The sequence below is a fragment of the Microbacterium sp. TPU 3598 genome (genome assembly GCF_002356155.1).
In the GTDB taxonomy this organism is placed as follows: domain Bacteria; phylum Actinomycetota; class Actinomycetes; order Actinomycetales; family Microbacteriaceae; genus Microbacterium; species Microbacterium maritypicum_A.
Genome location: NZ_AP017975.1, coordinates 2087016 through 2112054, shown reverse-complemented (window position 1 = coordinate 2112054; position 25039 = coordinate 2087016). Strand labels below are relative to the sequence as shown.

At 66.9% G+C, this 25039-nt stretch carries 23 protein-coding genes, 1 tRNA gene, 1 other RNA gene and 1 pseudogene; 21 read left to right on the top strand and 5 right to left on the bottom strand.

Annotation, left to right across the window (positions count from 1 at the left end; all coding sequences use genetic code 11):
- Nucleotides 1–23 precede the first annotated feature (23 nt).
- Genes MST3598_RS10055 through MST3598_RS10045 form a run of 3 tightly spaced genes read left to right on the top strand, consistent with a single transcriptional unit; the run spans nucleotide 24 to nucleotide 2067 of the window.
- Entirely contained in the window at nucleotides 24–833 is an 810-nt protein-coding gene (locus tag MST3598_RS10055; RefSeq protein ID WP_029259014.1) for a thymidylate synthase, read from the top strand.
- A complete protein-coding gene (locus MST3598_RS10050; protein WP_029259015.1) occupies nucleotides 830–1306 on the top strand; it encodes a dihydrofolate reductase in 477 nt (158 codons plus the stop codon). The genes MST3598_RS10055 and MST3598_RS10050 overlap by 4 nt, the downstream gene beginning before the upstream one ends.
- On the top strand, nucleotides 1306–2067 hold the full coding sequence (locus MST3598_RS10045; protein WP_029259016.1) for an SDR family NAD(P)-dependent oxidoreductase: 762 nt from the start codon (nucleotides 1306–1308) through the stop codon (nucleotides 2065–2067). Before MST3598_RS10050 ends, MST3598_RS10045 begins: the two co-directional genes overlap by 1 nt.
- Nucleotides 2068–2131: 64 nt before the next feature.
- Here the strand turns inward: MST3598_RS10045 and MST3598_RS10040 are convergent, their stop codons facing one another.
- The gene (locus MST3598_RS10040) at nucleotides 2132–2698 is read right to left on the bottom strand and encodes an NUDIX domain-containing protein (RefSeq protein ID WP_029259017.1); all 567 of its coding nucleotides are present in this window, start codon (nucleotides 2696–2698) and stop codon (nucleotides 2132–2134) included.
- Between the two features lie 77 nt (nucleotides 2699–2775).
- On the opposite strand from MST3598_RS10040, the gene dapA reads away from it, so the two are divergent.
- The 14 genes from dapA (at nucleotide 2776) to dapF (ending at nucleotide 16781) form a co-directional block, all read left to right on the top strand.
- A complete protein-coding gene (gene dapA / locus MST3598_RS10035; RefSeq protein WP_029259018.1) occupies nucleotides 2776–3753 on the top strand; it encodes a 4-hydroxy-tetrahydrodipicolinate synthase in 978 nt (325 codons plus the stop codon).
- A gap of 53 nt (nucleotides 3754–3806) precedes the next feature.
- Entirely contained in the window at nucleotides 3807–5483 is a 1677-nt protein-coding gene (locus MST3598_RS10030; RefSeq protein WP_021198632.1) for a ribonuclease J, read from the top strand.
- A gap of 72 nt (nucleotides 5484–5555) precedes the next feature.
- Nucleotides 5556–6050 (top strand): GNAT family N-acetyltransferase, encoded by a 495-nt coding sequence (locus MST3598_RS10025; RefSeq protein WP_029259019.1) that lies wholly within the window; start codon nucleotides 5556–5558, stop codon nucleotides 6048–6050.
- 72 nt (nucleotides 6051–6122) lie between these two features.
- Complete coding sequence (locus MST3598_RS10020; protein WP_029259020.1) at nucleotides 6123–8858, top strand: FtsK/SpoIIIE family DNA translocase; 2736 nt, start codon at nucleotides 6123–6125, stop codon at nucleotides 8856–8858.
- Nucleotides 8858–9433, top strand: a complete 576-nt coding sequence (pgsA, locus tag MST3598_RS10015; RefSeq protein WP_029259021.1) for a CDP-diacylglycerol--glycerol-3-phosphate 3-phosphatidyltransferase — start codon at nucleotides 8858–8860, stop codon at nucleotides 9431–9433. Before MST3598_RS10020 ends, pgsA begins: the two co-directional genes overlap by 1 nt.
- Nucleotides 9430–9915, top strand: coding sequence for a CinA family protein (locus tag MST3598_RS10010; protein WP_029259022.1), 486 nt, complete (start codon nucleotides 9430–9432; stop codon nucleotides 9913–9915). The genes pgsA and MST3598_RS10010 overlap by 4 nt, the downstream gene beginning before the upstream one ends.
- A gap of 141 nt (nucleotides 9916–10056) precedes the next feature.
- Entirely contained in the window at nucleotides 10057–10365 is a 309-nt protein-coding gene (locus MST3598_RS10005) for a helix-turn-helix domain-containing protein (RefSeq protein WP_017830901.1), read from the top strand.
- A gap of 18 nt (nucleotides 10366–10383) precedes the next feature.
- On the top strand, nucleotides 10384–10608 hold the full coding sequence (locus MST3598_RS10000; RefSeq protein ID WP_029259023.1) for a DUF3046 domain-containing protein: 225 nt from the start codon (nucleotides 10384–10386) through the stop codon (nucleotides 10606–10608).
- A 269-nt stretch (nucleotides 10609–10877) separates the two neighbouring features.
- Nucleotides 10878–11927, top strand: coding sequence for a recombinase RecA (gene recA / locus MST3598_RS09995; protein ID WP_021198638.1), 1050 nt, complete (start codon nucleotides 10878–10880; stop codon nucleotides 11925–11927).
- Complete coding sequence (locus MST3598_RS09990) at nucleotides 11927–12796, top strand: regulatory protein RecX (protein WP_096359555.1); 870 nt, start codon at nucleotides 11927–11929, stop codon at nucleotides 12794–12796. Before recA ends, MST3598_RS09990 begins: the two co-directional genes overlap by 1 nt.
- 49 nt (nucleotides 12797–12845) lie before the next feature.
- Nucleotides 12846–14393, top strand: a complete 1548-nt coding sequence (miaB, locus tag MST3598_RS09985) for a tRNA (N6-isopentenyl adenosine(37)-C2)-methylthiotransferase MiaB (protein WP_029259025.1) — start codon at nucleotides 12846–12848, stop codon at nucleotides 14391–14393.
- An 11-nt stretch (nucleotides 14394–14404) separates the two neighbouring features.
- Entirely contained in the window at nucleotides 14405–15316 is a 912-nt protein-coding gene (gene miaA, locus MST3598_RS09980; RefSeq protein WP_029259026.1) for a tRNA (adenosine(37)-N6)-dimethylallyltransferase MiaA, read from the top strand.
- 34 nt (nucleotides 15317–15350) lie between these two features.
- Nucleotides 15351–15899, top strand: coding sequence for a dihydrofolate reductase family protein (locus tag MST3598_RS09975; RefSeq protein ID WP_029259027.1), 549 nt, complete (start codon nucleotides 15351–15353; stop codon nucleotides 15897–15899).
- A 9-nt stretch (nucleotides 15900–15908) separates the two neighbouring features.
- Nucleotides 15909–16781, top strand: a complete 873-nt coding sequence (gene dapF, locus MST3598_RS09970; protein WP_029259028.1) for a diaminopimelate epimerase — start codon at nucleotides 15909–15911, stop codon at nucleotides 16779–16781.
- A gap of 37 nt (nucleotides 16782–16818) precedes the next feature.
- Here the strand turns inward: dapF and MST3598_RS09965 are convergent, their stop codons facing one another.
- Entirely contained in the window at nucleotides 16819–17460 is a 642-nt protein-coding gene (locus tag MST3598_RS09965; protein WP_021198644.1) for a class I SAM-dependent methyltransferase, read from the bottom strand.
- A 293-nt stretch (nucleotides 17461–17753) separates the two neighbouring features.
- Between MST3598_RS09965 and hflX the strand changes: the two are divergent.
- Nucleotides 17754–19040, top strand: a pseudogene (gene hflX / locus MST3598_RS09960) (GTPase HflX); the annotation flags it as partial.
- 6 nt (nucleotides 19041–19046) lie between these two features.
- On the opposite strand, the gene MST3598_RS09955 reads toward hflX, so the two are convergent.
- Nucleotides 19047–19712, bottom strand: coding sequence for an SIMPL domain-containing protein (locus tag MST3598_RS09955; protein WP_021198646.1), 666 nt, complete (start codon nucleotides 19710–19712; stop codon nucleotides 19047–19049).
- A gap of 141 nt (nucleotides 19713–19853) precedes the next feature.
- Here MST3598_RS09955 and ssrA point away from each other — a divergent pair.
- Both ssrA and MST3598_RS09945 read left to right on the top strand, forming a co-directional pair.
- Nucleotides 19854–20223: a transfer-messenger RNA gene (gene ssrA, locus MST3598_RS09950) on the top strand.
- A gap of 114 nt (nucleotides 20224–20337) precedes the next feature.
- Nucleotides 20338–23208, top strand: coding sequence for an HAD-IC family P-type ATPase (locus MST3598_RS09945; protein WP_029259030.1), 2871 nt, complete (start codon nucleotides 20338–20340; stop codon nucleotides 23206–23208).
- Between the two features lie 34 nt (nucleotides 23209–23242).
- Here MST3598_RS09945 and MST3598_RS09940 read toward each other — a convergent pair whose 3' ends face one another.
- Both MST3598_RS09940 and MST3598_RS09935 read right to left on the bottom strand, forming a co-directional pair.
- A complete protein-coding gene (locus tag MST3598_RS09940; RefSeq protein WP_021198648.1) occupies nucleotides 23243–23809 on the bottom strand; it encodes a hypothetical protein in 567 nt (188 codons plus the stop codon).
- Between the two features lie 21 nt (nucleotides 23810–23830).
- On the bottom strand, nucleotides 23831–24622 hold the full coding sequence (locus tag MST3598_RS09935; RefSeq protein ID WP_029259031.1) for an inositol monophosphatase family protein: 792 nt from the start codon (nucleotides 24620–24622) through the stop codon (nucleotides 23831–23833).
- Between the two features lie 156 nt (nucleotides 24623–24778).
- Here MST3598_RS09935 and MST3598_RS09930 point away from each other — a divergent pair.
- Nucleotides 24779–24851 (top strand) — tRNA-Lys (locus tag MST3598_RS09930).
- The last annotated feature ends 188 nt before the right edge of the window (nucleotides 24852–25039 follow it).

The following is a 25039-nucleotide window of genomic DNA, read 5'->3' as shown; positions in this document are numbered from 1 at the left end:
AGCGTGACGGTATCGTGGCTGTCATGAGCGCAGCCGTCCCGACTCCTTATGAAGACCTGCTCCGCGACGTCCTGGAGACCGGCACGCATAAGTCCGATCGCACCGGGACGGGGACGACGAGCGTCTTCGGGCGTCAGATCCGCTTCGATCTGTCGAAGGGCTTCCCCCTCATCACCACCAAGCGCGTGCACTTCAAATCCATCGCGTACGAGCTCCTCTGGTTCCTGCAGGGTGATTCCAACGTCGGGTGGCTCCGCGAGAACGGGGTCACGATCTGGGACGAGTGGGCCGATGAATCCGGCGACCTCGGCCCGGTCTACGGGGTGCAGTGGCGTTCGTGGCCGACGCCGGACGGTGGGAGCATCGACCAGCTCTCCGACGTGATCGAGCAGATCCGACGCTCGCCCGACTCCCGTCGGCTCATCGTGTCTGCCTGGAACCCGGCCGACATCCCGGACATGGCGCTCGCGCCCTGTCACGCGCTGTTCCAGTTCTACGTCGCCGACGGCAAGCTCTCGTGTCAGCTGTATCAGCGCAGCGCCGACATGTTCCTCGGTGTGCCGTTCAACATCGCCTCCTACGCCTTGCTGACCATGATGATCGCCCAGCAGGTGGGCCTCGAGCCCGGAGACTTCGTCTGGACGGGCGGAGACTGCCACGTCTACGACAATCACGTCGATCAGGTGCGGGAGCAGCTCAGCCGTGAGCCCTACCCCTACCCGACGCTGCGTTTCGCGCGGAAGCCCGAATCGATTCTCGACTACCGCTATGAGGACTTCCTCGTGGAGGACTATCAGCACCACGCGCCGATCAGGGCGGCGGTGGCGGTATGACCTGGGTCGGGTTGATCTGGGCCGAGGCGCACGGAGGGGTCATCGGTGCCGAGGGTGGCATGCCCTGGCACGTGCCCGAAGACCTGGCGCACTTCAAGGAGGTCACCCTCGGCGCTCCCGTGGTGATGGGGCGCAAGACCTGGGACTCGCTGCCCGAGCGATTCCGCCCGCTCGCCGGACGGGACAACATCGTGGTGACCCGGCAGCAGGACTGGTCCGAAGAGGGCGCGCGGCGTGCATCCACCGTCGCCGAGGCCGTTCGCGGACTCGACAGGGTCTGGATCATCGGTGGGGCGGAGATCTTCCGACAGGTGATCGGCGACGCCGATCGGCTGGAGGTCACCGAGCTCGATCTCGACGTCGCCGGCGACGCCTACGCACCGGCGAAGACCGGGTGGCGCCTCATCGACGAGGGGGAGTGGCTCACGTCGCGCACGGGAGTGCGGTACCGCTTCCTGGGATACGAGCGCTGATGCCCACCGCACTGATCACCGGAGCCAGCGCCGGACTGGGCGCCGAGTTCGCGCGTCAGCTCGCGCGGCGACGTGCCGACCTCGTCCTGGTGGCGAGATCAGAGGACGCGCTGGAGACGCTGGGCGCCGAACTGCGGAGCGAATACGGGGTCGCGGTCGAGATCATCCCCGCCGACCTGGCGGATGAGGCCGGCGTCGAGAAGGTCGCCGCGCGCCTGCGCGACACGGCGGACCCCATCGACCTCTTGGTGAACAACGCCGGGTTCGGTCTTCCGCTGCAGTTCGCCGACAACGACATCGACGATGAGGTGCGTCATCTCCGTGTACATGTGGAGGCGTCGATGCGGCTCATGCACGCGGCACTGCAGTCCATGCGTGGTCGTGGCGGTCGCATCATCAATGTGGCTTCCGTGGCCGGCTTCATCTCCCGGTCGACGTACTCCGCCTGCAAGGCCTGGCTCATCGGATTCAGCCGCTGGGCGAATGCCGAGTACACGCGCGATGGCGTCTCCGTCACGGCGTTGTGCCCCGGGTTCACGCACACCTCCTTCCACGAGCGCATGGGGCTCGCGGTGGGCCAGGAGGGCGTTCCCGGCATCATGTGGTTGAACGCGCGGGACGTCGTGCGCGTCGGCCTGCGCGATGCCGCCCGTGGCAGGTCGGTCTCGGTGCCGTCGCTGCGGTACAGGGTGATCGTGGCGCTGACACGCCTCCTCCCGAGCACGCTCACCTCCCGCGTGGCGCGCCGAGGCCGCGTCTGACCGGCAGCGGTCATCTGACCGGCAGCGGTCATCTGATCGGCAGCGGTCATCTGATCGGCAGCGGTCAGTGGAACCTGCCGAGCAGGATCCCCGCCTTGGCGATCGCCGCGATGGTCTCTCCGTCGGTGATGTCGCCGTCGGCGATCATGCGCAGCACGTGCGCGAAAGGTACCCACGAGACGGCCTGGATGCCTTCTTCGGCCTGGCTCTCGGCGGCGTCGCTCCCGTTCTCGGCGTCGTCCTCTGCGACCGGGCGCAGATCGCGTGCGAGGAAGACGTGTTCGGGCGCCTCGGCGATCCCGTTCAGAGCGTGCATGGTGCCCAGGGGCGTCCACTCACCGGCTTCGAATCCGGTCTCCTCCCTGAGCTCGCGTCTCGCCGCGAGCAGGGGGTCTTCCCCGTCGCTGCCGCCAGCGGGAACCTCGACGGTCCTCCCCACGGTGTAGCGGTCGATCGTGACGAGACACACACGGTCTTCCTCGTCCACGGCGACGATGAAGACCGCGGGGTGCCGCATGGTGACGACACCGTAGATGCCGTCCGCGCCCGCTGGTCCTGTGACCCGGTCCTCCCGCACCCGGATCCACGCGTTCTCGTACTTCGTCTCGGTGCCTCGTGTGACCCATGCCATGCTTCGAGCGTAGATCGGCGACGTCTCGCGCGTCACCGCGTCCGCATGAGCGGCAGCCGAACCGATACGCTGGGTCTATGACGCACTCGGGCAACCCATTCGGGCAGGTTCTCGTCGCGCTCGTCACTCCGATGACGGCCGACGGCGAAGTCGACTGGCCCGCCGTCGAGAAGCACATCGATGACGTGATCACCGCGGGAGCGGACGGCATCGTCGTGACCGGGACGACAGGCGAGACCTCGACCCTGACGGACCCCGAGAAGCTCAAGCTCGTCGAGGTGGGCAAGTCCGTCTCCGCGGGGCGGGCCAAGATCATCACCGGCGGAGGCTCCAACGAGACAGCGCACGCGATCGAGCTCTACAAGGCCAGCGAGAAGGCCGGCGCCGACGGCATCATGATCGTCACGCCCTACTACAACAAGCCCACGCAGGCCGGCATCCTCACGCACTTCCGTCTGGTCGCCGATGCGACCGACCTCCCCGTGATCCTCTACGACATCCCGGGACGCACGGGTGTGCCCATCAAGTACGAGACCATCCTGCGTCTCGCGAAGCACCCGAACATCCTCGCCGTGAAAGACGCCAAGGGCGACTTCTCCGAGGTGAGCCGCGTGCTCAACCAGACGGATCTGATGTACTTCTCCGGAGACGACGCGAACGTGCTGCCGCACCTCGCGATCGGCGCGACCGGTCTCATCGGCGTGACGGCGAACGTCGCAGCGGCGCCGTACCGCACGATCATCGACGCGGTGAACGCCGGCGACCTCGCCACGGCGACCGCCGAGCACAAGCGCCTCGAGCCGCTCGTTCGCGCTGTGATGACCCATGTGCCCGGAACCGTTGCGGCCAAGTACATCCTGCACGGACTCGGTCGCATCTCGAGCCCGCGCGTCCGCCTTCCCCTGGTCGGTCCCGAGGAGTGGGAGGCCGCGCTCATCGAGGATGAGCTCGACCTCGTGCAGAACGTTCCCGGGGCCGATTTCTCGAACTTCCGACCCGACCGCAACGCGGCTGCGGGTGGTGCCCTGCCGAAGGTGCACGGCACGACGCGCTGAGTCGCGTCGCCATGAACGAACGGACGCGCGGAGTGTCCGACTGAGGAGACAGCATGTCCATTCCCCTGGTAGAACCGACCGCTCTCGACGAAGGGACGCTACGGGTCATCCCGATCGGCGGACTCGGCGAGATCGGTCGCAACATGACCATGTTCGAGTACGACGGCAAGATCCTGATCGTCGACTGCGGTGTGCTCTTCCCCGAGGAGCACCAGCCCGGTGTCGATCTGATCCTTCCCGACTTCGAGCCCATCCGCGACCGGCTCGACGACATCGTCGGCGTGGTGCTCACGCACGGTCATGAAGACCACATCGGCGCGGTTCCGTATCTGCTCCGGCTCAAGAGCGACATCCCCCTGATCGGCTCGGGCCTCACTCTCGCGCTGGTCGAGGCGAAGCTCAAAGAGCATCGGATCAAGGCCTTCACGCTCACGGTGAAGGAGGGGCAGCAGGAGCGGGTCGGTCCGTTCGACCTCGAGTTCGTCGCCGTCAACCACTCGATCCCCGATGCGCTTGCCGTCGCCATCCGCACACCCGCAGGAATGGTGCTCGCCACCGGTGACTTCAAGATGGACCAGCTGCCGCTGGACGGTCGGATCACCGACCTGCGTGCGTTCGCCCGCCTCGGTGAAGAGGGCGTGGACCTGTTCCTCGTCGACTCGACGAACGCCGACGTCCCCGGCTTCACCCCGACCGAGCGCTCCATCGGCCCCGTGCTCGACCAGGTGATCGCGAAGGCGCCCCGTCGCGTCATCGTCGCGAGCTTCTCCAGCCACGTCCACCGCGTGCAGCAGGTGATCGACGCCGCGCACGCCAACGGCCGCCGTGTCGCGTTCCTCGGCCGCAGCATGGTCCGCAACATGACCATCGCCGAGCAGCTCGGCTACCTCAAGGTGCCGGACGGTGTCCTCATCGACTTCAAGAAGGCGCGGGACCTGCCGGACGAGCAGATCGTCTACATGTCGACGGGCTCCCAGGGCGAGCCGATGGCCGTGCTCAGCCGCATGGCGAACATGGACCACGCGATCGAGATCAGCGAGGGTGACACCGTCATCCTCGCCTCCAGCCTCATCCCTGGCAACGAGAACGCCGTGTACCGCGTCATCGACGGACTGACGAAGCTCGGCGCGAACGTCGTGCACAAGGCGAATGCGAAGGTGCACGTCTCCGGGCACGCGGCCGCCGGTGAGCTGATCTACTGCTACAACATCCTGAGGCCGAAGAACGTCCTCCCCGTGCACGGCGAGTATCGGCACCTGATCGCGAATGCCAAGCTCGCGCAGGACACCGGTATCTCCGAGGAGAACACGATCATCGCCTCGAACGGCACCGTTATCGATCTCAAGGACGGCGTGGCGAAGGTCACCGGGCAGCTCGACCTCGGATTCGTTTACGTCGACGGCTCCACCGTCGGAGAGATCACCGATGCCGACCTCAAGGATCGCCGCATCCTCGGCGAGGAAGGCTTCATCTCCGTGATCGTGGTCGTGGACGCCGGCACCGGACGCATCATCTCCGGTCCCGAGATCCACGCGCGCGGTGTCGCCGAGGACGACTCGGTGTTCGACGACGTCACGCCGAAGATCGTCGCTGCGCTCAAGGAGGCGTCGGGCAACGGCGTCCGCGACACCCACGCACTGTCGCAGGTCGTGCGACGCACGATCGGTCGCTGGGTGAACCAGCGGCTGCGTCGCCGTCCGATGATCGTGCCGCTCGTCATCGAGGCATGACGACAGGCGAGTCGTCTCGCACTCACGGGTGAGCGTCATCCCGATGTAACACCGCCGTCCTATGCTCGCGTCATGTACAGGGGCTTCTCCCTTCGCAGGGCGGCGCAGACGGATGCGATGTTCCTCGGCGACATGCTCGTCGAGGCCGCCAATTGGCGCGCCGGGGGAGTGCGTCCCCGTCATGAGGTGCTGACGTCGGCCGACCATCGGCGCTACCTCGCGGGCTGGAAGCGCATGGCGGACGACGGACTGGTGGCGGCCGGCGACGACGGTACACCGGTGGGTGCGGCCTGGTACCGGGTGCTCCCGCAGAACGATCCGGGGTTCGGTTTCATCGGCATCGCGGTCCCGGAGCTGATCATCGGTGTGCACCCGCTCTGGCGTGCCCGAGGCGTCGGGCGGGCGCTGCTGCGCGGCGTCGTGCACCTGGCGGGCTCGCAGGGGCATGCCCGCATCAGCCTGAGCGTGGAACGGGACAACTTCGCGCGCAACCTGTATCGAGCCGAGGGTTTTGCCGTGGTGAGTCAGGGCGCGACCCGCGACACGATGGCTCGCGGCACAGCGTGATCGCGCCCCTCGGATCCATGGAAAGCCGCGTCATTACGCGGAGATGTCGGCTGTTGGACGTAACGTGAGAGCATGGCCAGGAGTACCACGAAGACAGAGAGCGCGTCGACCAGCGCACCGTCGCGCCCCAAGCGGCAGACGGCTCCCAAGGCCCAGCCCGCTCGCAAGGCGCAGCCCGCTCCCAAGAAGTACATCGACGAGCCAGACAAGCCGCCGGTCGCCGTCCGGGCCTGGGCCGGGCTGGCGCACGGCGTCGGCGGACTCTTCCGTGCGTTCGGGCCGGAAACGCTCGAGAAGGACGATCGGCGGGACGGATTCCCGTTCTTCCTCGTGCTCCTCGCCGTGCTCGGTGCGGTCAACGAGTGGTTCTTCATCGGCAACGAGGTCGCTGCGAACATCAGCGCGTTCTCAGTCGGTCTCTTCGTAGGCCGGGTCGCCTTCATCATGCCCGTTCTGCTTCTGCTGCTCGCAGGTTGGCTGTTCCGCCACCCTTCGTCGGTTCATGACAACGGCCGCATCGGAATCGGTTTCGGATTGTTCGTCCTGGCGCTCGCGGGGATCTTCCATGTCGCTGGCCCGCGCCCGCATCCCAATCAGGGGATGCCCGCGCTGAGTGAATCAGGTGGTCTGCTGGGTTGGCTGGTCGGCCAGCCGCTCAGCTACCTCACCGACATCCCCGCGTACATCGTGCTGTCGCTGCTGGCGGCGCTCAGCATCCTCATCCTCACCAAGACTCCGCCGAACCGCATCGGCGCCCGTCTCGGCGATCTCTACGCCTGGATGTTCGATGCCGAGCGTCCGGAGAAGTCGGCCAAAGACTCCGCGGCGATCGACGACGCCGACAAGGTCGACGATCCCGACGTGCTGCCGTGGTGGCGGCGCAACAAGACCGGCCGTGAAGAGGACCCCGACGAAGGCACGCTCGGCTCCGACGACATCACCGCACTGCTCACGACCTCCGACCCGACTCCCGCCTACGATCAGGCCGTCGTCGTCGAGAACCCGTACGACGCCGCCACCGAGGTGCTGTCCGACGTGAGGTCCGTCGCCGATTCGCTCGCGGAGCAGCAGACCACGGCACTGCTCGACGACTCCTCCGACACCGGAGAGGTGCCGGAGCTTCCCGGCCTCGACGGCTTCGGCACCGAGGGGCCAGGCGACCGCGGGCCGCAGGCGCCCGTGACGCCGTACATCCTGCCCTCTCCCGGTCTTCTGGTCGAAGGGCCGCCTCCGGTGATGCGCTCCGAGGCCACCGACAAGGTGATCGAGCAGATCACCAGTGTGCTGTCGCAGTTCAAGGTGGATGCGAAGGTCACCGGCTTCTCGCGCGGCCCGACGGTCACCCAGTACGAGGTCGAGGTCGGTCACGGCGTCAAGGTCGAGAAGATCCTGCAGCTGAGCAACAACTTCGCCTACGCGGTCGCCTCGAACGACGTCCGCATCCTCTCGCCGATCCCGGGCAAGAGCGCGATCGGCATCGAGATTCCCAACGCCGACAAGGAGATGGTCGCGCTCGGCGACGTGCTGCGTTCGCCCGCCGCGCAGAAGAGCACGCATCCGATGACGATCGGCGTGGGCAAGGACGTCGGCGGCAACATCGTCATCGCGAACCTCGCGAAGATGCCGCACCTCCTGGTGGCCGGTTCCACCGGCTCCGGTAAGTCGAGCTTCGTGAACTCCATGATCACCAGCCTGCTGATGCGGGCGCGGCCCGCCGATGTGCGCATGGTCCTCATCGACCCGAAGCGCGTGGAGCTCACCAGCTACGCCGGTGTCCCGCACCTGATCACGCCCATCATCACGAACCCCAAGAAGGCGGCCGAAGCGCTGCAGTGGGTCGTGAAGGAGATGGACATGAGGTACGACGACCTCGCGTCTTTCGGCTTCCGTCATATCGACGACTTCAACCGTGCCGTGCGCGCCGGGGAGGTCGAGCTGCCGGTGGGCAGCGAGCGCGTTCTGAAGCCGTACCCGTACCTCCTGGTCGTGGTCGACGAGCTCGCCGACCTCATGATGGTCGCCCCTCGCGACGTGGAGGACTCGATCGTGCGCATCACGCAGCTCGCGCGAGCCTCCGGCATCCACCTCGTCCTCGCGACCCAGCGGCCGAGCGTCGACGTCGTCACCGGACTCATCAAGGCGAACGTCCCGTCTCGACTGGCCTTCGCCGTCACCAGTGTCACCGACAGCCGCGTCATCCTCGACAGCCCCGGGGCGGACAAGCTCATCGGTCAGGGTGACGCGCTGTTCTCGCCGATGGGCTCGTCGAAGCCGTTCCGTCTGCAGGGCGCGTGGGTCGACGAGAAGGAGATCGACGCGGTCGTCAAGCACGTCACCCGCCAGGCTCGTCCGGACTATCGTCCCGACGTGCAGGAGGCGATGGAGCCGACCAAGAAGAAGGAAGTCGACGAAGACATCGGCGACGACCTGGAACTGCTGCTCGCGGCTGCCGAGCTCATCGTCTCGTCGCAGTTCGGATCGACCTCGATGCTCCAGCGCAAGCTGCGGGTCGGCTTCGCGAAGGCCGGTCGCCTCATGGACCTGCTGGAGTCACGTGAGATCGTCGGCCCGTCCGAGGGCTCCAAGGCGCGCGACGTGCTGGCCACGGCCGAGCAGCTCCCACAGGTGATGGCGAAGCTGCGCGGTGACGACGTTCCGACGTCGCCGCCCGCTTCCGCCGCCCCTGTCGCTCCGCCGGTGCCACCCCTGCCCCAGACGCACGATCCGATCGCTGCCCAGTATGAGGGGCTTCCCGAGGTGGAGGCCGAGGGCGACGAAGACGCCTGGGGCCTGACGGGACGCGACTGATGGCCATCCCGCGGCAGCTGCCCAACGCCATCACCGTCGCGCGCATCCCGCTGGCGGTCGTCTTCTTCGTCCTGTTGCTGCTGGGCGGAACCTACGGCCTCGCCGAGCCCGGCCTCCGCTGGGCGGCCGCGGTCATCTTCATCGTGGGGATCTCCACGGACTGGGTCGACGGCTACCTCGCGCGCAAGTACGACATCGTCAGCGATTTCGGCAAGCTCTGGGATCCCATCGCCGACAAGATGCTCACGGGGGCCGGGTTCATCGGACTCGCCATCCTCGGCGAGGTCGGCTGGTGGATCGTCGCCCTCATCCTCGTGCGCGAGTGGGGGATCACAATCCACCGGCTCATGGTCGCCAGCGAGCATGTCGTCGCTGCGGCCTGGATGGGCAAGATCAAGACGGCGTTCCAGGGTGTGGCGCTCGGCTGGGCGTTGCTTCCGCTGCACTATCTCGTCGGTCTCGATGCATGGACGTTGATCACCTTCATCCTCATGCTCATCGTCCTGGTGCTCACGGTCGCGAGCGGTATCGACTACATCGTGGCCCAGGTCCGCGGCTCGCGCCGGAAGTCGTGAGCGACGCGGCTGCTGCCGTCCTCGCGGCGCTGGGTCGACGGGGATGGACGCTCGGAGTCGCGGAGTCGCTGACCGGCGGCGCCCTGTGCGCCGACCTGGTCTCGGTTCCCGGCGCGTCCACGGTGTTGCTCGGCGGGGTGGTGGCGTACGCGACGCCGGTGAAGGCGTCGGTGTTGGGCGTCGACGCGGATCTTCTCGCCGTGCACGGGCCGGTGCATCCGCAGGTCGCGCTGCAGATGGCAGACGGAGTGAGGAGTGTCGTGAGCGTCGGTGGCTCGCCGGCCGATGTCGGGGTGTCGACGACGGGAATCGCCGGTCCGGATTCCCCCGACGGGCAACCGGTCGGCACGGTGCACATCGGCGTGGCGACGCCGGCGGCGATGAGGACGACGGCCTTCCGTTTCCTCGGAGATCGCGACTCGATCCGCGCGCAGACGGTCGCGGCAGCGCTCGAAGAACTGTGCGCGATGCTGGCGGAATAGCAGGACCGCCGGGGTGGTTATCTCTGATGTGCTCACACTTAAACCACAGAGTGCAGGGGTAGATTCTGTGCATGCCAGGGGTACTAGACTGGCTGTCTCATCGGGGGAGACCTCGAACGATCACATGGGGAGGAGGTTCCGATGATTCTTGTACGACAGGAAATCGGCGATGTGCTGAGGGACTTCCGCCTGCAGAAGGGGCGCACGCTCCGGCAGGTCGCAAGCAAGGCGTCGGTTGCGCTCGGCTACCTCAGCGAGGTCGAGCGTGGGCAGAAGGAGGCGTCGAGCGAGATCCTCGCTTCCGTCGCCGACGCGCTCGACGTTCCCATTTCGACGATCATGCGCGAGGTCGGAGACCGCATCTCGGTGCTCGAGGGCATCCAGGTCTTCCCGGACGTCGTTCCCGACGACCTCGTCGCGTCGATCGAACCTCAGCTTTCGCTGCACTGATCCCCGGTCGGGGAAGCCATGCGTCGTAGCGAATTCCTTCGCGCCGTCGAGACCGAGTTTCAGGCACGCGCGTCCTCTCTGGTGAACGACCTGGCGCTCAGCGCTGTCGGCGGTCGAACAGCGCGCGAGGCGCTGGCCGAGGGAACACCGCCACGCGACATCTGGTTGGCCCTGTGCGTCGAGATGGATGTTCCGGAGAACAGGCGACACGGCGTCGGTCGGCAGGAGCCGCGCGGACGCTGAGTCGTTCGTCGATCTCCGATGCCTACGGGAAACGACCTGAGATCCACGGCGTGTCGTCGAAGATCTGTTCGAAGCGGGCGTAGTCTTCTGCACAAGTGGTTCAGGGAATCTGTTCTGCACGGTATGTGAGCTCTCCGCATCGATGTCGGTGGCCTCTCCTACGGTGGAAAACAAGCCGAAGAGCCATTACGCCTTGTCGGAGAGTTTCTCCCAACCGGGAGAGCCGCGACAGCCTACAGGCGGCATCACGCGCGCAGAAGGAGCACATCATGCCATCACCCGCCGACCGCGAGAAGTCCCTCGAGACCGCCCTCGCCCAGATCGATCGCCAGTTCGGAAAGGGCTCGGTCATGCGGCTGGGCAGCGATGAGCGCGCCCCCGTGGCGGTCATCCCCACCGGCTCCATCGCCCTCGACGTCGCTCTCGGCGTCGGAGGCCTCCCGCGTGGTCGAATCGTCGAGATCTACGGACCGGAGTCCTCGGGTAAGACGACCCTCACCCTGCATGCGATCGCGAACGCTCAGCGCGCAGGCGGAATCGCCGCGTTCATCGACGCCGAACACGCGCTCGACCCCGACTACGCCGCGAAGCTCGGCGTCGACATCGACGCGCTCCTGGTGTCGCAGCCCGACACCGGTGAGCAGGCCCTCGAGATCGCCGACATGCTCGTGCGCTCGGGAGCCATCGACCTCATCGTCATCGACTCCGTGGCGGCGCTCGTGCCCCGCGCCGAGATCGAGGGCGAGATGGGCGACTCGCACGTCGGTCTGCAGGCGCGACTCATGTCGCAGGCGCTGCGTAAGCTCACCGGTGGCCTGAACCAGACCAACACGACGATGATCTTCATCAACCAGCTTCGCGAGAAGATCGGCGTCTTCTTCGGCTCGCCCGAGACGACCGCCGGTGGTAAGGCGCTGAAGTTCTACGCCTCGGTCCGCATGGACATCCGTCGTATCGAGACCCTCAAGGACGGAACCGACGCCGTCGGAAACCGCACCAGGGTCAAGGTGGTCAAGAACAAGATGGCGCCGCCGTTCAAGCAGGCCGAGTTCGACATCCTCTACGGCGTCGGCATCTCCCGTGAGGGCAGCCTGATCGACTTCGGTGTCGAGCACGCCATCGTGAAGAAGTCGGGCTCGTGGTACACCTACGACGGTGACCAGCTGGGCCAGGGCAAAGAGAACGCGCGCACCTTCCTGTTGAACAACCCCGATATCGCGCTGGCGATCGAGACGCAGATCAAGCAGAAGCTCGGTATCGGCGGCCCCGCTTCGGTACCGGCAGCTGCAGACGAGCTCGCTGAGCGTCGTCCGGCCTGATGAACGACACGCGTGGGGGCGATCCCGACCGGATCGCCCCCATCATCCCCCTCTTCGGCGGTGGGTCGAAGAAGCAAACGCACACGCCGCCGCCTCGCCTTGCGGAAGGCGACGACCAGTCGACGGACGATCCCCGCGCCAGCGACGCGGCGGTCTGGCGCACGACCTGGGATGCCCCTCCGGACAGTGCCTCGCACATCGACGCGTCCGACGCGGGTACTCCCAGCGATCGTCATCCCGCGCGGGGGATCAGGGGCAGTTCCGCCACAGCGTCGACGCGCCCGACGAAGTCCGCTCCTCACCTTCGCGCACTCGGCGGCGGAGAGAGCGACGATGCCGGCGCCGACGAGAAGGCATCGCCGGACGAGGTGCGTGTGGCCGCGGAGGAGTCTCTCGTCCGTAAGCTGCGGGCGCGATCGTTGTCCATCTCGGAGGCCCGACAGGTCCTGCGAGGCGTCGGCCTCGACGGTGCGGTCGTCGACGAGGTGATCGATGACTTCTCCCGTCGCGGCTATCTCGACGACGCCGCCCTCGCCGCCGTGCTGGTGACATCGGGCGTCGAGCGGAAGGGACAGGGACGGGTCGCGTTGTCTCGCGCACTCGCGCAGCGCGGCATTCCGCGCGATGTGGTCGACGGTGCTCTCGATGAGTTGCCGGACGACGATGACGATCGCGCGCTGGAGTTCGCTCGCGGCAAGGCGCGGTCGATGAGCCGGCTCGATCACGACACGGCTCTGCGGCGGCTGGTGGGCCAGCTCTCACGACGCGGCTACAACGGAGCCGTGGCGATGAAAGCCGCGAAGGCTGCGCTGCGGGAGAACTCCTTCGGAGGTTCCACGTCCGGGGTCCGATTCGTCGACTCGGACTGATGCCGGGACGCCGCGACAGCTCAGCAACGGCTCGTACAATGGGGAGATCATGACTATCCCGCGCAGCGAACCGACGATCATCGGCGCGTCGTCGGCAGCCGTCGACGACGACGGACGACAGCGATCGTATGAAGTGCGCACCTTCGGGTGCCAGATGAACGTGCACGACTCCGAGCGGCTCTCGGGCTCGTTGGAGAGCGCCGGCTATGTGAGAGCCGTCGACGGTGACGAGGCCGACGTGGTGATCATCAACACCTGCGCCGTCCGCGACAACGCGGCAGGCAAGCTGTACGGCACCCTCGGGCACCTCGCTTCCGTCAAGCGTCGCAAGGAAGGCATGCAGATCGCCGTCGGCGGCTGCCTGGCGCAGATGGACAAGCAGGCCGTGCTCGACAAGGCGCCCTGGGTCGACGTGGTGTTCGGCACGCATAACATGGGCTCATTGCCGGGTCTGCTCGAGCGCGCGCGACACAACGGCGATGCCGAGCTCGAGATCCTCGAGTCGCTCGAGGTCTTCCCCTCGACGCTGCCGACCAAGCGCGACTCGGCGCACAGCGGCTGGGTCTCGATCTCGGTCGGCTGCAACAACACCTGCACCTTCTGCATCGTTCCGAGCCTGCGCGGCAAAGAGAAGGATCGTCGCCCCGGCGACATCCTGAACGAGATCCGTCTCCTGGTCGAAGACGGCGCGATCGAGGTCACGCTTCTCGGCCAGAACGTCAACTCCTACGGGGTCGAGTTCGGTGACCGTCAGGCCTTCGGCAAGCTCCTGCGCGCGGCCGGCGACATCGAGGGGCTGGAACGGATCCGGTTCACGAGTCCCCACCCCGCGGCGTTCACCGATGACGTGATCGACGCCATGGCCGAGACGCCGAACGTGATGCCGCAGTTGCACATGCCGCTCCAGTCAGGGAGCGACCGCATCCTCAAGGCGATGCGCCGCTCCTACCGGAGTGAGCGTTTCCTCGGGATCCTCGAGCGGGTTCGTGCCCGCATCCCGAATGCCGCCATCACCACGGACATCATCGTCGGGTTCCCCGGTGAGACCGAAGACGACTTCGAGGACACGATGCGGGTGGTCGAGCAGGCGCGTTTCTCCAGCGCGTTCACCTTCCAGTACTCGATCCGCGAGGGCACACCCGCGGCGACGATGGAGGATCAGGTCCCTAAGGAGATCGTGCAGGCCCGCTACAACCGCCTGATCGCTCTGCAGGAACGTATCTCGCTGGAGGAGAACCAGAAGCAGGTCGGCCGTGAGATCGACGTGCTGGTCTCGACCGGCGAAGGCAAGAAGGATACCGAGACACACCGCCTCACGGGACGCGCCGAAGACAACAGGTTGGTGCACTTCGAGGTGACCCCGGGGTCCGAGCTGCCTCGCCCCGGAGACGTGGTCACCGTGACCGTGACACACGGCGCCCCGTTCCATCTGCTCGCCGACGATCCGACGGGCGCGCCCCTGAAGATCCGTCGGACCCGCGGCGGCGACGCGTGGGATCGATCGCAGTCGGAATCGTGCGCAGTCCCCGCCTCTGTCGGCGACGGTGCGCCGAAGGCCGTGTCGCTCGGTCTGCCCACGCTGCGCGTGGGCGTGTGACCGGACGGAACGTGCCAGCGCCACGTCTCTGGGCGATCGTCGGGGCGACCGGCACCGGTAAGAGCGATCTCGCGATCGAGCTGGCCGAGACGCTGCGTGCGGAGGGAAACCCCGCCGAGGTCGTGAACGCCGATGCCATGCAGCTCTATCGCGGGATGGACGTCGGCACCGCGAAGGTCTCGATGACGGAACGCCGGGGCGTCCCGCACCACCTCTTCGACGTACTCGACGTCGACGAAGATGCGGCTGTCGCGTGGTACCAGCCGAGAGCTCGTGAGGCGATCGAAGAGATCCACCGCGGGGGAGGAGACGCGATCCTCGTCGGCGGATCCGGTCTCTATGTATCGAGTGTCGTCTACGACTTCCGATTCCCTCCGCGCGACCCGGAACTGCGGGATCGTCTCGAACAAGAGCTCGAGACCCGAGGGGCCGCGCATCTGCTCGAACGTCTGCGAACTCTCGACCCGCAAGCGGCTACTCGCGTCGATCCACAGAATCCGCGCCGCATCATCCGTGCGCTCGAGGTCCTCGAGCAGGGGAGCGAGACGCACGGTGCCTCGCTTCCGGAGAAGCCTGTCCTGTGGCATCCGCATACTCGTCTCATCGGTCTGCATGTGGACCGCCCCTCTCTCGTGGAGCGGCTGGACTCCAGGGTCGAGCGCATGTGGAAGGGCGGCCTCCTCGCCGAAGTCGAGGATCTTCGTGCGCACGGGCTCGAGCGTGGAGGAACGGCTCCTCGCGCGATCGGGTACGCGCAGGCCCTGGCCCAGCTCGACGGCGGCCTCACGGAGCGTGAGGCGATCGCACAGACCCAGGCGCTCACGAGACGCTATGCGCGACGCCAGGTGTCCTGGTTCAAGCGGTATCCCGACCTGGAGTGGTGGGAGGCTCCGGTGCGGGCCGTGACGCTTCTCCACGCCTGATCTCGATGTCGGAGGGTGCTGCGAAGCTGGCCGGATGACGACGCACTTCTACACGGCCTCCAGCCTCGACGGGTTCATCGCCACCGAGGAGCACTCATTGGACTGGTTGCTCACACAGGACATCGACCAAGACGGACCGATGGCGTACACGGGTTTCGAGCGGAGCATCGGCGCTCTGGCGATGGGGTCCTCCACCTACGAGTGGGTGATGCGCCATGAAGAGGGCCGCTGGGGGTACACCCAGCCCACGTGGGTGTTGACCCACCGTCGACTCGACCTCCCGAAGGAGGGCGATGTCCGACTGACGCAGGCCGACATCCGCACGGTGCACGCGGAGATGGCGCAGGCGGCGGGTGGGAAAGACCTCTGGGTCGTGGGCGGCGGAGACCTGGCGGGGCAGTTCGCCGACGCCGGCCTGCTCGATGAGGTGTGGGTGCAGTACGCACCCGTCACACTCGGCTCGGGAGCCCCGTTGCTTCCGCGCAGACTCGACCTCGAGTTGATCGAGGTGGCGCGAAACCGGAACTTTCTCTGCGGTCGGTACCGGCTCGCGCGGGACGGAGAAGTCCGCGACGATCTCTAGACTGGACCCATGGTCGCATTCACCAAGGGGCACGGCACGGGCAACGATTTCATCATCATCGCTGACCCGGACGGTGAGCTCGACCTCACCGTCGAGCAGGTCGCCGTGCTCTGCGATCGTCACTTCGGCATCGGTGCAGACGGAATCCTCCGCGTGGTGAAGTCGTCGGCGATTCCCGACGGTGCGGCTGCACTCGACGAAGAGCCGCAGGCGGAATGGTTCATGGACTACCGCAATGCCGATGGATCGGTCGCCGAGATGTGCGGGAACGGCGTCCGCGTGTTCGCCCACTATCTCGTGCGCTCCGGCCTTGCGGCGATCGAACCCGGCTCGACCTTGCCGATCGGCACGCGGGCGGGAGTGCGCGATGTCACCCGAAGCGCGACGGGATATCAGGTCGACCTCGGCCGGTGGAAGCTCTCCGGGGACGACCCGCTCGTTCGAGTGGACGGCCTGTCTGTCACCCGTCCAGGTCTCGGAATCGACGTCGGGAATCCGCACGTCGTGGTGGCGCTCGCGTCGGAGGCTGAGCTCGCGTCCCTCGAGCTCCACCGTGCGCCCGGCCTCGACCCGCTGCTGCCCGCGGGAGCCAACATCGAGTTCGTCGTACCCGGCGAACCGCTCGTGCGCGACGGTATCGGACATGTGAGCATGCGTGTCTATGAGCGCGGGGTCGGAGAGACTCTGAGCTGCGGCACGGGCGTCGCGGCGACGGCCCTGGCAGTGCGCTACTGGGCGGGCGAGAACGCTCCGAGCAACTGGCAGGTCGAGGTGCCCGGGGGGACGGTCGGCGTTCGAATGTTCCCGGCGGAAGACGGTGAGCACGTCGCTCTCTCCGGGCCGGCTCAGCTCGTGTTCCAAGGCGAGGTCGACCTCGCCTGAGGTCCTGACCGTCGGCTTCGTCAGGCCCGCATCGGCCTCATCCGAGAATGATCGGCTCCGTCGGCGGGTTTCCGTGCTTGCGCACTTTCAGGATGCGATAGCCCTTGCCCGTAGCGGTGCGGAAGACGCTGTAGCCGGGCTGGAAGGTCGATCCGATCCACCGCTGGAGCGAATCCGCACCGAGATTGCGCTGCACGACCAGCCAGGCATCGCTGCGCTCGTCGAGGCGCGGGATCCATCGCTCCAGAAGGCCGTGGAGTTCGTTCTTCCCGACGCGGATCGGCGGATTCGATCGGATCGTACGGAATGAGACGTGCTCGGGAACATCGTCGGGCAGGGATGCGTTGACATTGGTGAGCCCGAGAGCTGCGGCGTTGCGACGCACCAGATCGAGGGCACGCTCATTCACGTCGACGGCCCACACCGTCGCATGGGGAGCGGCCAGGGCCATCGACAATGTCACCGGACCCCAACCGCTGCCGAGGTCGAGAAGATCGCCGCCCGGGGGTACCGGGGGCATGTTGGCGAGGAGCACTGCAGTGCCGGCGTCGAGACGATCCGGGCTGAAGACCCCACCGGCGGTGGTGACTTCGAGCTCTCGACCCGCGAGTGATACGCGGATCTTACGCAGATTCTCGGGGCTTGCCGGGGCCGCAGTGAAGTAGTGATCTGACCCCATACGGTGAGCGTACCGGACAGCGCGGGCTAAGGTTAAGGCTCGCAACAAATCCCAGAGACAAGGAACGGATGACGGAGACCACCACACCCTCCACCGACGACCACACGGTCGATCGTGTACTCGCGAACGCGGAGAAGCGCTCGGACGTCCACCTCTTCGGCGCCGCACAGGCGCTGCAGGACGAATCGACGGCATCGCACGCGAGTACGGACGGCGCGCAGTGGGATCTCGAAGACCGACATGCTCTTCGACGCGTCGGTGGACTCTCGACAGAGCTCGAGGATGTCACCGAGGTCGAGTACCGGCAGTTGCGACTCGAGAACGTCGTACTGGTGGGCGTCTACCCCCAGGGGGCGCAGGAAGATGCCGAGAACTCGCTGCGGGAACTCGCCGCTCTGGCGGAGACCGCCGGCGCCGTCGTGCTCGACGGTGTCCTGCAGCGCCGCCCGCACCCCGACGCCGCGACATACCTCGGCCGCGGGAAGGCCCAGGAGCTCAAAGACATCGTCGCCGCTGTCGGGGCCGACACCGTCATCGCCGACACCGAGCTCGCGCCGAGCCAACGACGCGCTCTCGAGGACGTCGTCAAGGTCAAGGTCATCGACCGCACCACCGTGATCCTCGACATCTTCAGCCAGCACGCGAAGAGCCGAGAAGGCAAGGCCCAGGTCGAGCTCGCCCAGCTCGAGTATCTGCTGCCTCGTCTTCGCGGTTGGGGTGACTCGATGAGTCGCCAAGCCGGTGGTCAGGTCGGCGCCGGCGGCGCAGGCATGGGCTCGCGCGGTCCCGGTGAAACCAAGATCGAACTCGATCGCCGACGGATCCGCACGAAGATGGCTCTGCTTCGACGCCAGATCCGAGACTTCGGCCCTGCCCGCGACGCCAAGCGCGCCGAGCGCAAGCGGAACACGATTCCTTCCGTCGCGATCGCCGGATACACGAACGCCGGCAAGTCGAGTCTGCTCAATGCGCTGACCAGCGCTGGCGTCCTGGTCGAGAATGCCCTGTTCGCGACGCTGGATGCGACCGTGCGTCGTACGGAGACGGAGGACGGTCGCGTCTACACGCTCACGGACACCGTCGGGTTCGTGCGCAATCTCCCGCATCAGCTCGTCGAAGCGTTCCGGTCGACCCTGGAAGAGGTCGGCGAGGCCGACGTCGTGCTCCACGTCGTCGACGGTTCGCATCCCGACCCGGCGGGTCAGCTGCAGACCGTGCGCGACGTGCTCGGGGATGTCGGCGTCCGTGACCTTCCGGAGATCGTCGTCTTCAACAAGGCCGATCTGATCGCGGAGGACGAGAGGCTCGTGCTCCGAGGCCTTCAGCCGCACGCCCACTTCGTGTCGTCGCGGTCGGGCGAGGGAATCGCGGAACTGCGCGCAGCCGTCGAAGAAGCGCTCCCGAAGCCCGCCGTCGAGGTGCATGCCGTGATTCCGTATGACCGCGGCGATCTCGTGGCAGCGATCCACGAGTCGGGCATGCTCCTCTCCGTGGACCATCGAGAGGATGGCACCGCGGTGCATGCACGCGTGTCAGAGCGTCTCGCCGCGGAACTGGCTCCTTTCACCGCCCACGGCTGAACGCGACTATCGCGCGAGGAACCGCGCCTCCACCGTTGCGGAGATGACGATCTCCTCGGGCTCGTACTCCATGGCCGGTGCCGAGTCGGCGGCGAACGCCACACCTCCACGCGCTTTGAGCATCGGAGCCCCAGGTGACGGCTGTCCGCTGGAGATGAGGCCGGTATCGGCGATCTCCAGCGGCGTGACCTCACCGAGGCCGAGCGCGCCCGCGTAAGCCTCGGCTCGGGTCACGGCGACACCGACAGCGTCCGCCGCCACATCGCGCTCGATCCGCGTGCGTGTCTCGGGCGTGAGGTGCCAGTCCACCCCGCCGACCTCGACGCCGTCCCAGGGGGAGATGTCGGAGACCCACAGCGAGAGCTCGGATGCTTCCGCGAAGGTGGCGGTGTAGTCGATGCTGGCGTAGTAGACGGGGGCGAGGCGCTTGCCCTCGCTGCTCCAGGGGCGTTCGGCGCGCACCGAGAGCCGCTTGCTGGTCCAGTCGACGACGCTGCCGGCGTCTGCGCGCTCGGTGATGCTCGCGCGCACCGGCTCGGCGAGCCGCATCACGTTCTCGACGACCGTGGTGCGCTCGGGGCCCTCGGCGCGTACCCCGACACGGATGGTGGCGCGCTCCGGCGCGACTCGCGCTTCATGCTCGCCGCGGACGGTGACGGTGACTTCGCTCATGGGGCGACTCTACGCCAGCGGCTGGACCCGCCGTGGAATGGCGTGGCGGCGGAGAACGTTGTAGTCTGTGATGCTCGGGTGTTCCTCACCCGGGATGGTAATTCCACAGTGTGACAGCGGCTCCTTCGAGAGAAGGACCACGGGGCTGATCGGTTTCGACAGCGCCTGTGAATCCACGAGAAGCGGGCCGAGGATGCAGAGTTATCTCGTAAACGCTCTCTGCAAAACAATAGTTGCCGAAACCAAGCGCAACGACTTCGCCCTCGCTGCATAAGCGAGCCCGATAGTCCGTCAGGCCGTATGTGATTCCGATACGGATTCTGGCGTCATCTAGGAATCTTGCTGCGTGATGGCGTCTGGACGTCACGTGGGACTCTTCCCAGGCTGGGCTCGTCGACTTAGGTGTCTGTGACAAAGGTCGGAGCCGAGCAGAACGTCTTCACAGACTGCGCCCGGAGAAGGCGTGGAGACTCAGCGTTGGACGGGGGTTCGATTCCCCCCAGCTCCACCATGTCGCTGTCACACAGGAATGAGGCCCGCCTCCCCAGTGATCACTAGGGAGGCGGGTCTTTTCATGTCCGCTCAGACGCCTGGATGCCGATGTCGTGGACCTATATTGAAGTCTGTGGACACGACCCCCGCAGACGTCTCAACCGGTCTCACGCACGCTCAGGTCTCCGAACGCGTCGCCGCCGGAAAGACGAACGCCTTCGTTGCCGACACGAGTCGCAGCGCCTGGAGCATCGTGCGAGCGAACGTCTTCACGCTCTTCAACGGCATCGTCTTCGCCTGCTTCTTCGTGCTGTTCCTGGTCGGACGCTGGCAGGACGCACTCTTCGGACTCGCCGCGTTCGCGAACGCGATCATCGGATGCGTGCAGGAGTTCCGGGCGAAGTCGGCGCTCGATCGTCTGGCGCTGATGAACGCGCCGCGTGCGCTCGTGCTGCGGGACGGCGAGGAGGCGGAGATCACGCCCGGAGAGGTCGTCCTCGACGACGTCCTCGTGCTCCGCGCCGGCGAGCAGGTGCCGGCCGACGCGCGGGTTCTCGCGTCGCGCGGGCTCCAGATCGACGAGTCGATGCTCACCGGGGAGTCGGACCCGGTCGAGAAGCAGCCCGGCGACGATGCGCTGTCCGGAGCCGTGGTCGTCGCAGGGGAGGGGACCGCGATCGCGACCCGCGTGGGCGCCGATTCCTACGCGAACCACTTCGCCGGGGAGGCGAAGCGTTTCTCCCTCGTCTCGAGTGAACTGCGCACCTCGGTCAACCGGGTGCTGAAATGGGTGAGTTGGATCATCGGCCCCGTCGGCCTGCTCGTCCTGAACGCGCAGATCATCGTGCTCGGCGGCTACACGACCGTGTTCTCGAACGGCGCGTGGGTACAGGCGGTGGTGAACACGATCGCGTCGTTGACGGCGATGATCCCGCTGGGCCTGGTACTCATGACGAGCATCGCCTTCGCCGTCGGAGCCTCACGACTCGCACGCCGGCAGGTTCTGGTGAACGAACTACCAGCTGTGGAAGGCCTCGCGCGCGTCGACGTCATCTGCCTCGACAAGACCGGCACGCTCACCGTCGGGGAGATCGGCTTCGACGAGGCACATCGCCTCCACGGCCTCGCCCCGGAACAGGCAGAGGACGCGGCGGCGGCGCTTGCCTGGTATGCCGCGGCGCCCGATGCGAACGCGACAGCACGGTCGATGCGGACGGCCTACCCGGTCGCCTCGCCACTCGTCGTGTCGGGGTACATCCCGTTCTCATCTGCACGAAAATGGAGTGCGGCGTCGTTCACCGGCATCCCGGGGACCTGGGTGATGGGAGCACCGGAGATGGTGTTCGGCGATGCGGCCACATCGGCGGAGACGGAGCTGGGGCGCACCGTGACGGCACTCGCCGAGACGGGCCGCCGCACTCTCGTGCTCGGCCACGCGCACGCGGCGCTCTCGGACGCCGACGTCGACTCCGAGCGGCTCCCTGACGGACTCGCGGCCATCATCGTGCTCACCTTCCGCGAGCAGGTGCGCCCCGACGCCGCTCAGACACTCGCCTATTTCGGGCGCCAGCAGGTGGGCATCCGCATCATCTCCGGCGACAACCCGCGTACGGTGGCGGCCATCGCCCGAGAAGTCGGTCTCGACGTGGCCGACGGCTTCGATGCCAGAGAGCTTCCCGATGATGACGCCCAGCTCGCCGACGTGCTCGACCAGCACACGGTGTTCGGGCGCGTCACCCCCGAGCAGAAGAAGCGCATGGTGACGGCGTTGCAGAGCCACGGACACACCGTCGCGATGACCGGAGACGGTGTCAATGACGCCCTCGCGATCAAGTCCGCGGATATCGGCATCGCGATGAACTCGGGCTCGCCGGCCACGAAGGCCGTTGCAAGGCTCGTGCTGCTCGACGGACAGTTCTCGCACCTGCCGGACGTCGTCGCCGAGGGGCGCCAGGTCATCGCGAACATCGAGCGCGTGTCGATGCTGTTCCTGAACAAGACGGTCTACGCGACACTGCTCGCGATCATCTTCGGGGCGTTCCTCCTCGAGTTCCCGTTCCTGCCGCGACAGCTCTCCATCACGGACGGCCTCACGATCGGCATCCCCGCCTTCTTCCTCGCGCTCATGCCGAACGCGGCGCGCTACGTGCCGGGTTTCCTCCGACGGTCTTTGAGTTTCGCGATCCCGTCGGGCATCGTCGTCGCGCTCGGGCTGACCTGGTACACGTTCGTCGCGCGTGGACTCGGTGTGCACGAGGAGCAGCTGCGCACGGGCGCCACCGTGATCCTGGCCGTCGTCGGCATCTGGATTCTGGCGGTCCTCGCCCGCCCGCTCAACCGGTTCAAGGTGGCGGTCGTCGGGGCGATGTTCATCTTCCTCATCGCAGTGTTCACGATCCCGCTCGCTCGCGAGTTCTTCGTGCTCGTCGACCCGGGGGAGGACCTCGCCGTCGCGCTCACCGGGATCACGATCGTGATGGTCGCGGCCATCGAAGTTGTGCGCTTCGTGCATCGCCGTCTGGTGCTGACGGTGCCGACGAGGAACGCTCCACGCGTGACGACGTCCTCCTCCACGGTGCCCGTCTCCTCGTCGGCCCCCGTCGCCACGGTGATCACCACGGTGGTCGCCGTGCTCGCATACGTCTTCGGCGCGCTGGCGACGGGCTTCGGGATACTGGTGTTCCTGGGACGCTACGACCCGGACGTGAGCGCCTCGGCCTTCTCGCTCACCGGTGCCGCCATCGCCCTGTTCGGTCTTCTGGTCTTCGCCGTCGCCGCCGGGGTCCGCCGCGGAAGCGGGCTCTCCCGCCTCATGCTCACGATCTTCCTCGGCATAGCGATCGCGTTGAGTGCGGTCGTCCTCGTGTTCGGAGACCGCTGGGACTGGGGAGCGGCCTTGACGGTCGCGTTCGCGGCCGCGATCATCGTGCTGCTGTGGACGCCACCGGTCTCCCGCACCTTCGGGCGGATACTCGAGAGTTCGATGGGGTCGGGTCGCCCCTGACGGAGATCGACCCCGACGGGAGTCGACGAGGGATCTAACGCGGCCACTCGATCAAGATGAGCCCCTGGCGCGTGTCCGCGAGGCGCACCCATCCGTCGCCGAAGAGATACGTCATGCCGTAGCCGTCTTCGTCCGTGCCCATGGCGTATCGGGCGTCTTCGGTGAAGTAGACGCCGTCAGGGCCGTCTTCCCGTTTCCAGCCCTCGGCGAGGAGTGCGGCCTGTGCCGCTGCGGCATCGGAGTCGTCGATCGGAGACCAGCCGTACAGCTGCCCATGGTCGGATCCGACGGTGTAATCGGCCCAGAAGCACAGCAGCCCCTCGGTCAATTCGACACCCCCGACGACGAACTCCTTCGTCTCGGCGGTCCAGCCGGCATCGGCGAGAGCGGTGACCGTGCCGGCCGAGATCATCGACTCGCAGGTGAGTTCCGTTTCGGCCGGCTCCGGCGTCGGCGAGGTCACCGGCACGGAGGACGGCGTCGGCTGCGGACTGCCGGCATCAGGCGTGGGCGACGTACGCGGCTCCGGAGCGGCGCACGCGGTGAGGGCTCCGACGAGCAGCAGGACGCCCGCGGCTGCGGACATGATGCGGAAATTCATCGCGGGGGCCTCGTGGTTCGATCAGTTCTGCATCAGGGTGAGGAAGTCGTCGTGAAGGGTGCCGTTGGTTGCGAGTGTCGAGCGGGCGGAGATCGTCTCGACACCGTCGACGTCGGTCATGCGCCCGCCGGCCTCGCGGACGATCGGGACGGCCGCTGCGATGTCGTACTCCTTGACGTCGAACTCGGCGACCATGTCGATGCGTCCTTCGGCGAGGAGCATGTACGAGTAGACGTCCCCATAGGCCCGGTCTCGCCAGACACGCCCGGCCACGGCCAGCAGGGTGTCGAGGCGCCCCGCCTCCGACCACTGCGCGATGCTCTGGAAGCTCACGCTCGCGTCGTCGAGAGAGGAGACCGACGACGTCCGGAGCCGACGCGGTTCGCCCTCGAGCGTGGTCCAGGCGCCTCCGCCGGCCGATGCCCACCAGCGCCGTCCGAGCGCCGGCATGCTCACCACTCCCACCTGGGGGACGCCGTCGATAGCCAGCGCGATCATCGTGCCCCACAGCGGGACGCCACGAAGAAAATTGGCCGTTCCGTCGATCGGGTCGATGATCCACTGACGCTGGGTACTGCCCTGCGCGCCGAACTCCTCGCCGAAGATGCCGTCTTCCGGCCGCTCGGTTTCGAGGATGCTGCGGATCGCACGTTCCGTCGCGAGATCGGCGTCCGTCACATGGGAGTTGTCGGCCTTCGTCGAGATCTCGAGGTCGGACGCGTCGAACCGGGGGAGCGACTGGGCATCGGCGGCATCGGCCAGGCGGAGTGCGAGGTCGAGGTCGTGCCGCAGGCTGTCGGGGGAGGTGGTCACGGTCTAAGAATACTGGCCGGATCGGCGGGGCCGGAGGGCCGAAAGACCATGTTTCGCTGCCCGCCCGGCGGCGGCGCGCCCGGGTGCCGGTCTCGATTTCACATGGGACCGGTCGGCTGGTAATGTAATTCCTCGGTCGGGGTTATCCCGGGCCACGCACCTCTAGCTCAATCGGCAGAGCAACTGACTCTTAATCAGTGGGTTCTGGGTTCAAGTCCCAGGGGGTGCACGGAACAGCCTCAGTAGATCTCGCCATCTACCGAGGCTTTTCTGTTTTCCCGGTTGCTCCCCGATGGGGCGAACCTTTCCGCCCGCTTCTCCTCGACGTGTCGGCCGTGCTCGCCCCGCGTGACGACGGCGATGTCATCGTGTGTCCGAGCGACGAGCGCGACGGATTCTGCGGTATCGCGTAATGGA

What these genes read in the sequence shown, in the direction of transcription:
- MST3598_RS10055 (WP_029259014.1), top strand. Translation starts at nt 24, where the DNA reads ATGAGCGCAGCCGTCCCGACTCCTTATGAAGACCTGCTCCGCGACGTC.
- MST3598_RS10050 (WP_029259015.1), top strand. Translation starts at nt 830, where the DNA reads ATGACCTGGGTCGGGTTGATCTGGGCCGAGGCGCACGGAGGGGTCATC.
- MST3598_RS10045 (WP_029259016.1), top strand. Translation starts at nt 1,306, where the DNA reads ATGCCCACCGCACTGATCACCGGAGCCAGCGCCGGACTGGGCGCCGAG.
- MST3598_RS10040 (WP_029259017.1), bottom strand. Translation starts at nt 2,698, where the DNA reads ATGGCATGGGTCACACGAGGCACCGAGACGAAGTACGAGAACGCGTGG.
- dapA (WP_029259018.1), top strand. Translation starts at nt 2,776, where the DNA reads ATGACGCACTCGGGCAACCCATTCGGGCAGGTTCTCGTCGCGCTCGTC.
- MST3598_RS10030 (WP_021198632.1), top strand. Translation starts at nt 3,807, where the DNA reads ATGTCCATTCCCCTGGTAGAACCGACCGCTCTCGACGAAGGGACGCTA.
- MST3598_RS10025 (WP_029259019.1), top strand. Translation starts at nt 5,556, where the DNA reads ATGTACAGGGGCTTCTCCCTTCGCAGGGCGGCGCAGACGGATGCGATG.
- MST3598_RS10020 (WP_029259020.1), top strand. Translation starts at nt 6,123, where the DNA reads ATGGCCAGGAGTACCACGAAGACAGAGAGCGCGTCGACCAGCGCACCG.
- pgsA (WP_029259021.1), top strand. Translation starts at nt 8,858, where the DNA reads ATGGCCATCCCGCGGCAGCTGCCCAACGCCATCACCGTCGCGCGCATC.
- MST3598_RS10005 (WP_017830901.1), top strand. Translation starts at nt 10,057, where the DNA reads ATGATTCTTGTACGACAGGAAATCGGCGATGTGCTGAGGGACTTCCGC.
- MST3598_RS10000 (WP_029259023.1), top strand. Translation starts at nt 10,384, where the DNA reads ATGCGTCGTAGCGAATTCCTTCGCGCCGTCGAGACCGAGTTTCAGGCA.
- recA (WP_021198638.1), top strand. Translation starts at nt 10,878, where the DNA reads ATGCCATCACCCGCCGACCGCGAGAAGTCCCTCGAGACCGCCCTCGCC.
- MST3598_RS09990 (WP_096359555.1), top strand. Translation starts at nt 11,927, where the DNA reads ATGAACGACACGCGTGGGGGCGATCCCGACCGGATCGCCCCCATCATC.
- miaB (WP_029259025.1), top strand. Translation starts at nt 12,846, where the DNA reads ATGACTATCCCGCGCAGCGAACCGACGATCATCGGCGCGTCGTCGGCA.
- MST3598_RS09975 (WP_029259027.1), top strand. Translation starts at nt 15,351, where the DNA reads ATGACGACGCACTTCTACACGGCCTCCAGCCTCGACGGGTTCATCGCC.
- dapF (WP_029259028.1), top strand. Translation starts at nt 15,909, where the DNA reads ATGGTCGCATTCACCAAGGGGCACGGCACGGGCAACGATTTCATCATC.
- MST3598_RS09965 (WP_021198644.1), bottom strand. Translation starts at nt 17,460, where the DNA reads ATGGGGTCAGATCACTACTTCACTGCGGCCCCGGCAAGCCCCGAGAAT.
- MST3598_RS09955 (WP_021198646.1), bottom strand. Translation starts at nt 19,712, where the DNA reads ATGAGCGAAGTCACCGTCACCGTCCGCGGCGAGCATGAAGCGCGAGTC.
- MST3598_RS09940 (WP_021198648.1), bottom strand. Translation starts at nt 23,809, where the DNA reads ATGAATTTCCGCATCATGTCCGCAGCCGCGGGCGTCCTGCTGCTCGTC.